This is a genomic window from Verrucosispora sp. SN26_14.1, from assembly GCF_004307965.1.
In the GTDB taxonomy this organism is placed as follows: domain Bacteria; phylum Actinomycetota; class Actinomycetes; order Mycobacteriales; family Micromonosporaceae; genus Micromonospora.
The window spans coordinates 1-9,762 of the sequence record NZ_SISL01000222.1 but is presented as its reverse complement, the minus strand read 5'-3'; the positions used below and the strand labels follow the sequence as shown (position 1 = coordinate 9,762).

General features: G+C 73.2%; 11 protein-coding genes. 7 read left to right on the top strand and 4 right to left on the bottom strand.

What is annotated here, in order from left to right; genetic code table 11:
• Positions 1-9: 9 nt before the first annotated feature.
• From EYA84_RS19285 to EYA84_RS19270, 4 genes are read right to left on the bottom strand one after another with little or no spacing between them, the layout of a single operon-like run.
• On the bottom strand, positions 10-1,314 hold the full coding sequence (locus tag EYA84_RS19285; RefSeq protein WP_131054443.1) for a condensation domain-containing protein: 1,305 nt from the start codon (positions 1,312-1,314) through the stop codon (positions 10-12).
• 27 nt (positions 1,315-1,341) lie between these two features.
• Positions 1,342-1,572 carry an acyl carrier protein gene (locus EYA84_RS19280; RefSeq protein ID WP_131054442.1) on the bottom strand — a complete coding sequence of 77 codons (231 nt, stop codon included), beginning with the start codon at positions 1,570-1,572 and terminating at the stop codon, positions 1,342-1,344.
• A 47-nt stretch (positions 1,573-1,619) separates the two neighbouring features.
• Complete coding sequence (locus EYA84_RS19275) at positions 1,620-3,008, bottom strand: FAD-binding oxidoreductase (RefSeq protein ID WP_131054441.1); 1,389 nt, start codon at positions 3,006-3,008, stop codon at positions 1,620-1,622.
• Positions 3,005-4,600: a (2,3-dihydroxybenzoyl)adenylate synthase gene (locus EYA84_RS19270; protein ID WP_131054440.1), complete on the bottom strand. Its 1,596-nt coding sequence runs from the start codon at positions 4,598-4,600 to the stop codon at positions 3,005-3,007. The genes EYA84_RS19275 and EYA84_RS19270 overlap by 4 nt, the downstream gene beginning before the upstream one ends.
• A gap of 170 nt (positions 4,601-4,770) precedes the next feature.
• Here EYA84_RS19270 and EYA84_RS19265 point away from each other — a divergent pair, with 170 nt between their 5' ends.
• The 7 genes from EYA84_RS19265 to EYA84_RS19235 form a co-directional block, all read left to right on the top strand.
• Positions 4,771-4,965 carry a ferredoxin gene (locus EYA84_RS19265; protein ID WP_131054439.1) on the top strand — a complete coding sequence of 65 codons (195 nt, stop codon included), beginning with the start codon at positions 4,771-4,773 and terminating at the stop codon, positions 4,963-4,965.
• Between the two features lie 5 nt (positions 4,966-4,970).
• Complete coding sequence (locus tag EYA84_RS19260) at positions 4,971-6,122, top strand: steroid 3-ketoacyl-CoA thiolase (RefSeq protein WP_131054438.1); 1,152 nt, start codon at positions 4,971-4,973, stop codon at positions 6,120-6,122.
• Positions 6,119-7,357 carry a CaiB/BaiF CoA-transferase family protein gene (locus EYA84_RS19255; RefSeq protein ID WP_131054437.1) on the top strand — a complete coding sequence of 413 codons (1,239 nt, stop codon included), beginning with the start codon at positions 6,119-6,121 and terminating at the stop codon, positions 7,355-7,357. The genes EYA84_RS19260 and EYA84_RS19255 overlap by 4 nt, the downstream gene beginning before the upstream one ends.
• A 107-nt stretch (positions 7,358-7,464) precedes the next feature.
• Entirely contained in the window at positions 7,465-8,205 is a 741-nt protein-coding gene (fabG, locus tag EYA84_RS19250) for a 3-oxoacyl-[acyl-carrier-protein] reductase (RefSeq protein WP_131054436.1), read from the top strand.
• On the top strand, positions 8,202-9,269 hold the full coding sequence (locus EYA84_RS33555; RefSeq protein WP_236145849.1) for a 3-hydroxyacyl-ACP dehydratase FabZ family protein: 1,068 nt from the start codon (positions 8,202-8,204) through the stop codon (positions 9,267-9,269). The genes fabG and EYA84_RS33555 overlap by 4 nt, the downstream gene beginning before the upstream one ends.
• A 6-nt stretch (positions 9,270-9,275) precedes the next feature.
• A complete protein-coding gene (locus EYA84_RS19240; RefSeq protein WP_131054435.1) occupies positions 9,276-9,530 on the top strand; it encodes an acyl carrier protein in 255 nt (84 codons plus the stop codon).
• A gap of 2 nt (positions 9,531-9,532) precedes the next feature.
• Positions 9,533-9,762 (top strand): beta-ketoacyl synthase N-terminal-like domain-containing protein (locus EYA84_RS19235; RefSeq protein ID WP_275540806.1); only part of this gene is annotated, 230 nt, incomplete at its 3' end.

The window sequence follows — 9,762 nt, the reverse complement described above, 5'->3', positions numbered from 1 at the left end:
AGATGTGTATCAGAGACCGGACCAGGCCGCGTCGTCGCCGGCCAGGTCGATGAGCAGGTCCCGGTACGCGGCGAACATGTCGTCGACCATTCCGGGCGGGTAGAGCCCGTCGGCGGTGTCCCAACTGAACACCATCTCCCCGGACCGCATGAACACCTGGTGGTCAAAGGCGACCTGCGGGGTGCGGACCAGCGACTCACGGCGCTGCCAGCCGAGCAGTTCCAGGAAGACCGGGTCGGTGTCGGAGCCGAGCCCGAGCATGCTCGTGAACACCACCGGCATCCGGGCACCGGAGACCGTCCCGGAGCGGCGGTTCAGCTCCCGGATCACCGACACCCCGCTGAACGCGCCCTGTGCCATGTCGCGCAGCATCCGGCCGCGCAGTGCGGCGGCGTCGGCGGCGAAGTCGCTCTCCCCGCCGGCGGGTGAGCACTCCAGCAGCAGGGTGCTGGCGAAGCTGCCGATCAGCTGGGACACGTCCGGGTGCAGGTTGAGCCGCTCGCCGTACATGATGTTGACGGTGAACCGGTCCTGGCGGCTCCAGTGCCGCAGCACCTGGGCGAACGCGGCGGCCACCGCCATCGTCGGGGTGAGCCGACGGCGGCGCAGCGCGGCGGTGAACGCGTCGGTCACCGCCACCGGCAGCGTGAAGACGCGCCGGACCAGCGGACCGTCGTGCCGCCCGCCCCGGCGTAGCGGCAGCTCCGGCGCCCCGGGCAGGTCGTCGAGCCGGTCGGTCCAGTACCGGCGGGCCGCCGCGTACTCCGGGCCGTCCCGGCGCTGGTCCAGTTCCCGGCGGTACCGCTCGTAGGTGAACTCCAGTGGTGCCAGCTCCCCACCGGCGAGCAGGGTCCGCAGCTCCTGGGCGAAGACCTCGCCGGACTGCCCGTCGAAGACGATCAGCCGCCCGGCCATCTGCACCAGGTACTCGCCGTCGTCGCACCAGACGAGCATGCGGAAGGCGGCCGGCCCGGTCAGCGGGGGTCCGTCGCCGGAGAGTTCCCGGCGACCGGCGGCCAGCAGTTCGGCGCGGCGGTGGACGGGTTCACCGCGCAGCGACCGGATCGACAGCGGGGAGGGCGGATCGTCCAGGATCCGCACCTGGCCGTCCTCGCCGACCGCGCAGCGCAGCATGGGATGCCGGCGGAGCAGGGCGTGCACGGCCGCCGCGAACGCGTCGGTGTCGAAGGGAGGTGCGGCGTACTCCTCGTAGAACAGCGCGGGACCGCCGAGCTGGAAGTCACCCAGCTCGCCGATCAGGTACGCCTGCTGGAGGTCGCTGAGTCCGAACCCGGTTGCCGTGAGCTGGTCCATCGTGCTCCTCGCTGGGGTGGCCGGCGGTCAGCCGACCGTGAGCTGTTCCCGTACGGCCACGAGCAGTTCCGCGGGCGTCGGGCGGTCGAAGACCTCGAACAGGGGCAGCGAGACACCGAACTCCTCGGCGACGTGGTGCACGAGGGCGGCAGCGGCCATCGAGTCGCCGTCGAGATCGGTGAAGAAGTCGGCGTCGTCGGTGATCGACTGCTGGAAGATGAACTCCCAGACCTTGCGCATCCTCTGCAGGTCGTCCATGCCAGGCTCCTCGTCGCTGGTCGGGGGCGCACCGCTGGTCGGCTGGCTCACACGATGGCGCGTAGCGCGAGCCGGGCCAGGGGCGCCGTCCGGTCGGTGCGGTGCTCGTAGTGGTCGGCTCCGGTGGCGACCGCGCTCACGCCCCGGACGCCGATGAACCGCAACGGCTCCGGTTCCCACCGGCGGGACGCGTTGTCCACCCAGCAGAGCCGGGTCTCCGGGCGGCTGGCGCCGGCCACCAGCGCGGCCAGCGACCGGGCGGCCAGGTTGCTCAGCGCGATGCCCTCGCCGCCGTAGCCGCCGGCGTGCCCGAGCCCGGTGTCCCGGTCGTAGACCACCTCGGGTTCGGTGTGCCGGTGCAACCCGTACACCCCGCTCCAGCGGTGCGACACCGGCACGTCGGCGAGGTCGGGCAGCAGCTCGGCGAGGGTGCGGCGGAGCCGGTCGTGCGCCCGGCGGTCGGCGCCCCGGCCACGGTCGGCGGCCGAACCGAACCGGTAGTACGCGCCCCGCCCGCCGAGCACCAGCCGGTCGTCGAGGGTGCGTTGCAGGTAGCCGAACTGGTAGCGGCCGTCGGCGACGGTCCGGTGGTCGGTCAGGCCCAGGCGTTGCCACACCGCGTCGTCCAGCGGCTCGGTGGCCAGCACGTACGAGTGCAGCGGCAGCACCCGGCGGGCGTGGCCGGGCAGTCGGCCGGTGTACCCCTCGGTGGCGCAGAGCACCGACCTGGCCCGCACCGTACCGGAGTCGGTGACCAGGACTCCCGGGGCGATCCGCAGGGCCCGGGTCCGCTCGACGACCCGGACCCCGCGACGTTCGACGGCGGCGAGCAGGCCGCGCGCGATGCGGGCCGGTTGCACGGCGGCGCAGTGCGGTGTGTACGCGGTGGCGCGTACCCCGGTCAGACCGATCTGCGCGGCGGCCGACGGCCCGACGGTGAGCGTGAGCCCGGTGATGCCGAGCTTGTCCCGCACCTCCTGCCAGCCGCGCAGCCGGTCCACCTGGGGCGCGCTGCGGGCCACGTAGAGCGAACCGTCGTGCCGCCAGTGCGCGTCGATGCCCTCCGTGGCGAACACCTTGCGCAGCTCGTCGAGGGTGCGTTGACCGGCCCGGTACAGCCGCATCGCGGCCATCGGCCCGTGCCGGCGGATCAGACCCGGCAGCAGCGCCGGCATCTCGGCGGTGCACCAGCCCCCGTTGCGCCCGGAGGCCCCGAACCCGGCCCGGCCGGCGTCGACGACCACGACGGACAGCTCGGGGCGGTGCACGCTGAGGTAGTACGCGGTCCACAGGCCGGTGTAGCCGGCGCCGACGATCGCCACGTCGGCGCTGGTGTCGCCGTCCAGCGGCGGACGGAGGGCGAGCTGGTCGGCGGGCAGTGAGTCGAGCCAGAGCACCCGGTCGGTGGTGCCGGCGACCGGCGGTGGGCGGGTCACGCCGCCGCCACCTCGCGGGCCAGCGCCCGCCGGTCGATCTTGCCGACCGGCGTGTACGGCAGCGCGGGCGCGACGTGCAGCCGGTCGGGCAGCTTGAAGTCGGCGAGTCCGCGCTCGCGGAGGAAGTCGTGCAGGTCCCCGAGGGCGGGTGGGGTGTCCCGGGCGACGATCACCGCGCAGGTCTTCTCGCCGAGGCGTGTGTCCGGCACCGGCACCACGGCGGCGGTACGCACCGCCGGGTGCGCGATCAGGTGGGCCTCGACCTCGTCGACGGAGATCTTCTCGCCGCCCCGGTTCACCACGTCCTTGATCCGACCGGTCACGACCAGCCGCCCGGCGGCGTCGCGGCGGACCAGGTCACCGGTGCGCAGGAACCCGTCGGCGGTGAAGACCGTGCGGTTGTGCTCGGGCACCGCGTAGTAGCCGCGCAGCGTGCACGGACCCCGGGCGAGCAGTTCGCCGACCTCGCCGTCGGGCACGTCGCGGTCGGCCTCGTCCACCACCCGCAGCTCGTCGGCGGGGCTCAGCGGGGTGCCCTGGCTGGTGGCGGCGGCCTCGTCGCCCTCGTCCGGGCGGGTGAAGCAGAGCACCCCCTCGGCCATCCCGAACCAGTGGGTCAGCGTGGCGCCGGTGGCCGGGCGCACCCGGCGGGCAACCTCAGGGCTGAGCGTGGCGCCGCCCACCTCGATGACCAGCTTCGACAGGTCGGCGCCGAAGATGCCGGCCGTCTCGGTCCAGACCGGCAGCAGCGCCGGCATCAGCGTGGTCAGCGTGACCTGTTCGGCCGTGACCAGCGGGAAGACCTCGTCCGGTGCGGGGCTGGCGGCGAGTACGGCCCGACCGCCGGCCCGCAGCGCCCCCAGCACGCCGGGGCAGCCCAGTGCGGCGTTGTGCGCCACCGGCAGCGCGGCCAGGTACGCCCCGTGCTCGTCGAAGCCCATCGCCTCGGCGGTGGCGCGCAGTTGGAACGCGTAGTCGTCGTGGGTGCGCGGGATCAGCTTGGGCAGCCCGGTGGTGCCGCCGGAGAGGAGGAAGAACGCCACCTCCGACGGGTCGGGGGCGGGCAGGTCCACCGGCTCCGCGTCGACGTCGCCCAGCGCGGTCAGCTCCTGCGGCTCGCCGGCCACCAGCACGTGCCGGACCGTGGGCACCGCCTGGCGTACCGCCCGGGCCAGGTCCCGGTGGTCGGTGCCGGCCACCACGTCGGGCACCACGAGTGCCACCGCGTCGGCGTACTCGGCGAGGTAGACCAGCTCCGCCCGGCGGTGGGCGGGCAGTGCCAGCACCGGCAGCGCACCGAGTCGGAAAAGCGCCACACACGTCACTACGAAGTCGGGGGTGTTCGGTAGCTGCACGACCACCCGGTCACCGGGCCCGATGCCGAGCGCGACCAGCCCGGCGGCCAGCCGGTCGGCGCGGGTGTCCAGTTCGCGGTAGCTGTGCCGGCTGTGCCGGGTCACCACCGCGGTCCGGTCCGGGTCCCGCGCGGCCCAGGGTCGCAGCAGGTCACCCAGCACCTCGCCACGCCAGATGCCGTCTCGGCGGTAGCGCTGGGCGAACTCGTCGGGCCAGGGGACGCATCCGGTCAGCATGCTCGGCCTCCAGGACGTGCCATCGGGAAAGCTTCCCGCCGGAGCGGACCGCCCGACGCTATGCGACGTTTCTTCTCTCGCGCAAGTGTCTGTTGTTTCTGGTCGGCGAATCCTACATGCGTCATCTATCGTGGGCGTGCCCCGGCCAACCCGAAGCGTGGGAGAAGACGATGTGGATAGTCGTGGACTACGACCGCTGTGACAGCCACGGGGTCTGCGCCGACAGCGCCCCGGAGGTGTTCGAGATCCGGGACGACGACCTGATGTACGTGCTGGTCGAGCAGCCGTCGGCGGAGCAGGTGCCGCAGGTCGAGACGGCGGTACGCGGCTGCCCGAAGCTCGCCCTGTCGTTGCGCGGGGAGTGAGCGCCGTGGCGGAGGCGGTGATCGTCGCGGCGGTGCGGACCCCGATCGGCCGGCGGGACGGATGGCTGCGCGGACTCAAGGCGGTCGAGCTGCTGCGTACCGTGCAGCGGGAGGTGCTCGACCGGGTCGGGCTGCCGGCCTCGGCGGTGGACCAGATCATCGGTGGTTGTGTCACCCAGGTCGGTGAGCAGAGCCTGAACGTGACCCGCAACGCCTGGCTGAGCACCGGGCTGGACCCGGAGGTCGCCTGCACCACCGTGGACGTGTCCTGCGGCTCGGCGCAGCAGGCCAACCACCTGGTCTCGGCGCTGATCACCGCCGGGGCGATCGACGTGGGGATCGCCTGCGGGGTGGAGTCGATGACCCGGGTGCCGGTGGGCACCAACCTCTACCAGGGGCCCGGCCACTACAAGACCGACGACTACCCGTGGGACGACCCGCCCAAGGCGCAGTTCGGCGGCGCGGAGCGGATCGCCGCCAAGTACGGCGTGGACCGGGCCGCCGCCGACGCGTACGGGCTGCGGTCGCAGCGCCGCGCGGCGGCGGCCTGGGCACAGGGACGCTTCGACGCCGAGGTGGTCGCGGTCCGCGCCCCCACGCCCGACGGCGGCACCGTCGAGGTGACCAGGGACCAGGGACTGCGCGAGACCACACCGGACGGGTTGGCCGGGTTGAGACCCACCGTCGAGGGCGGCGTACACACCGCGGGCAGCACCTCGCAGATCTCCGACGGCGCGGCGGCGATCCTCTGGATGTCGGCCGAGCGGGCCGCCGCGCTCGGGCTGCGCCCGCGCGCCCGCCTGTTGCACCAGGTGGTCACCGGCTCCGATCCGGCCCTGCTGCTGGAAGGACCGGTGGTGGCCACCCGCAAGATCCTCGACCGGGCGAAGATGCGACTGTCCGACATCGACGTCGCCGAGGTCAACGAGGCGTTCGCGGCGGTGGTGCTCGGCTGGACGGCGGCACACGACGCCGACCCGGAACGGGTCAACGTCAACGGCGGCGCGATCGCGCTGGGTCACCCGCTGGGCGCCTCCGGCACCCGGCTGCTGGTCAGCGCGCTGCACGAGCTGGAACGCACCGACCGGGAACTGGCCCTGGTCACCATGTGCTGCGGTGGCGCGCTGGGCACCGCCTCGATCCTGCAACGGATGTGAGCGCGGTGCACGGGCACGACGCCGGGGACTTCTATCGCGAGGCCCGCGACGATCTGGCCGGACCGCTGGACGGGATCCGGGTACTGGACGTGACGAAGGTCTGGTCCGGCCCGCTGACCAGCGCGATCCTGGCCGACATGGGCGCCGACGTGATCCGGGTGGAGCTGCCGCACGGGCGCGACGGCGAGGTGCCGCCCCGGATCCCCGGGACCGGGTTGTCCTGGTTCCGGCAGACGGTCAACCGCAACAAACGCAGCGCCGGGCTCGACCTGCGGGAGCCGGCCGGACGCGAGACCTTCCTGCGACTGGTCAGCACCGCCGACGTGGTGGTGGAGAACTACCGCCCCGGCACGCTCGACGGGTGGGGGGTGGGCTGGGCGCAGTGCCGGGCCGTCCGTCCCGACCTGGTCTTCGTCTCGATCTCCGGCTGGGGCCAGTACGGCGACCGGCGTACCGAGGCGGCCTACGACCCGATCGTGCAGGCGGCCAGCGGGTGGATGGCGCTCAACGGGCCGCCCGGGGCCGGTCCGGTCCGGGCGCCGACGTTCCTCGCCGACGAGCTGGCCGGCCTGCACGGGGCGATCGGGGCGCTGGGCGCCCTCTGGCACCGGGCGCGGACCGGCGAGGGGCAGCACGTGGACGTGGCGATGTTCGACGCCATGCTCGCCGGCAGCGCCGGCCTGCACACCCTCGCCGCCGCCGGCCGCCCGCCCGACAGGTGGGGCAACCAGACCGACTTCGTGGTGCCGTCCAACGTCTACGACTGCGCCGACGGGCAGGTCTACCTGGCCGTCGCGCTGGACCGGCACTGGCGGGAACTGGCCGAGGCGATGGATCGCCCGGAGCTGGCGCGGGCCCCCGGGTTCGGGCGCGCGGCCGACCGACTGGCCAACCGGGTCGAGGTGGACGCAACGGTGGCCGGGTGGTGTCGGGGACGGCCGGCGGACGCCGTGGTCGCCGCGCTGGTCGCGCGGGGTCTGACCGTCTCCCGGGTCCGCAGCGTGGCCGAGGTGGCCGCCGATCCGTACCTGGCGCAGCGGGAGATGCTGCAACCCACCGTGCTCAGCGACGGCAGCACCGCGCCGATCGTCGGTCCGGCGGCGAAGTTCTCCCGCACCCCGACCCGGGTACGGCACGGCGCGCCGACGCCCGGGCAGCACACCGCGCAGGTGCTCGACGAGCTCGGTCCGGTGCCCGTCGAGGTGGCAAAAAAAACATACGACACCACTTGCTGACCCCGTCGCCGGTGGGTCAGTATGTTGGCGCGGAACAGATACAACATACGCGTCAGTGGAGTGTTGTATCGCGTTCGGTCGGCAGTCGTCCGACAGGGGAGGTTGGCTTGACCACTCAGCTTCGAGCTCTGGTGACCGGCGTCTCGCGGGGAATCGGACGCGCCACGGCGCTGCGGCTCGCCGAGCAGGGCTACGCGGTGGCCGGTTGCTACAGCAGCGCCAGCGAGGCGGCGGCCAAGACCCGCGCCGAGGTCGCGGCCTTCGGAGTGCCGGTGCACTTCGCACCCTGCGACGTGACCGACCTGGCGGCGGTGGAGGCGTTCGTGGGCGCCGCCGAGGACGCGCTGGGGCCGATCGACTGTCTGGTCAACAACGCCGGCATCACCCGCGACAGCCCCCTGGTGCTCTCCACCGAGGCGGACTGGTCGGCGGTGATCTCGACCAACCTCACCGGCACCTGGAACCTCTGCCGCGCGATGACCTTCCGCTTCATGAAGCGCAAAGCCGGCGTGGTGGTCAACATGTCGTCGGTGGCCGGTGTGTACGGCAACACCGGACAGACCGCGTACGCCGCCAGCAAGGCCGGGATCATCGGGCTGAGCCGCTCGCTGGCCAAGGAGGTGGCCCGGTACGGCATCCGGGTCAACGTGGTCGCCCCCGGTTTCATCGAGACCGACATGACCGACGCGCTCTCCGGCAAGCTGCGCGAACAGGCCCTCGGCCAGATCGCCCTGCGCCGCTTCGGCCGCGCCGAGGACGTCGCCGACCTGGTGGAGTTCCTCTGCTCGCCGCGCGCCGGCTACATCACCGGTCAGGTGTTCCAGGTCGACGGGGGGATCACGTTGTGAGCACCCCCACCGTCACCACCACCACCCGCCGCTGCCCGCCCGGCGCCGCGCCGCTGGCCGCCGTCGACGACCTCCAGGTCACCGCCGTCGGCGAGCACGTCGAGGTGATCGCCGCGGTGCCGGTCCGCCCGGACGACCCGAACCTGTGCGGTCACTTCCCCGGCTTCCCGGTCTTCCCCGGCGTGTTCGTCCTGGAGGCCCTCGCGCAGGCGGTCGACATCGCGTTGCGCGGCGCCGGCCGACCCCGGTTACGCACGCGCGCGGTCCAGGCCGTGCGGTTCCTGGCGCCGCTGCTGCCGCCGGACCGGCTGACGCTGGACATCAAGGCCGTCGCCGACGGGCCCGACCGGTGGGCGGTGACCGCCTCCGGCCGCCGCGACGACGGCACGGTGACCGTGACGATGCGCGCCCGCTTCGACGGCGGGGACGTGGTCGAGGCGACCGGCACCGCGTCCGACCCGTCGGGCCCGCCCACCGTCACCGGGGGAGCGCTCGGGCACCACCAGGTCCGGGCACTCCTGCCGCAGCGTTACCCGCTGCTGCTCGTCGACCGGGTGCTGGGTCTGGCGCCCGGTGACCGGATCGAGGCGGTCAAGACGGTCACCGCCACCGAGCCCTGCTACCGGGCCCTGACCGACGACGCACCGCCCGGCGACTACGCCTACCCGGCGTCGCTGCTGGTGGAGTCACTCGGGCAGACCGCCGCCCTGCTCTGGCTGACCGGGTCGGACACCCCGATCGGTGACGAGCACGTGCTGATGTTCGTCGGGGCCCGCGACTTCACCTTCGACGGCGTCGCCTACCCGGGCGACGTGCTGCGTCACGTGGTCCACCTGGAACGGGTGATCGCCGACACCGCCTTCGCCACCGGCGAGACGTACGTCGGCGACCGCCGCATCGCCCGCGTCGGGACGCTGATGGCGGCCCGACGCCCGCGTACGGCGCTCACGGCCACGGCCGGCGCCGAGACCGCCACCTCGGGAACCGTCGGCGTCCCCACCGGACGGGACTCGTCCCGGCCCGGGGTGCCGCCGGCTTCGTCAAACCTCCGCTGGAAAGGCTGACCTGTCATGACGCAGACCGACCCCCGCATGGCCGAACTCCGCGAGATCGTGGCGGAGGTGCTGGAGCTCGAGCCGGAGGAGCTCACCGAGACCGGCGACTTCGCCGAGGACTACGAGGCCGACTCGCTGCGGGCGATCGAGATCCTGGCGCGGATCGACAAGAAGTTCAAGATCGAGATTCCGCAGTCGGAGTTGCCGCAGCTGAGCAACCTCAAAGCGGTCTACGACGCGGTGGTGCGTCACTCAGCCGACCAGGCCTGAGCATGAACCGGGTCGTGGTGACCGGGCTCGGCCCGGTGTCCAGCATCGGGATCGGCGTCTCCGCGTTCACCGACGGCCTGCGCGAAGGCCGATCCGGCATCTCGCCGATCCGCAGCTTCGACGCCGGCGGCTTTCCCCACCGCAACGCCGGGGAGGTGCCGGGGTTCCGCCCGGAGGCGCTGCTGGATCGGATCGACGTGGCGCGTTGGGGGCGGTCCGCGCAGTTCGCGGC

What these genes read in the sequence shown, in the direction of transcription:
- EYA84_RS19265 (WP_131054439.1), top strand. Translation starts at nt 4,771, where the DNA reads ATGTGGATAGTCGTGGACTACGACCGCTGTGACAGCCACGGGGTCTGC.
- EYA84_RS19240 (WP_131054435.1), top strand. Translation starts at nt 9,276, where the DNA reads ATGACGCAGACCGACCCCCGCATGGCCGAACTCCGCGAGATCGTGGCG.
- EYA84_RS19280 (WP_131054442.1), bottom strand. Translation starts at nt 1,572, where the DNA reads ATGGACGACCTGCAGAGGATGCGCAAGGTCTGGGAGTTCATCTTCCAG.
- EYA84_RS19270 (WP_131054440.1), bottom strand. Translation starts at nt 4,600, where the DNA reads ATGCTGACCGGATGCGTCCCCTGGCCCGACGAGTTCGCCCAGCGCTAC.
- EYA84_RS19285 (WP_131054443.1), bottom strand. Translation starts at nt 1,314, where the DNA reads ATGGACCAGCTCACGGCAACCGGGTTCGGACTCAGCGACCTCCAGCAG.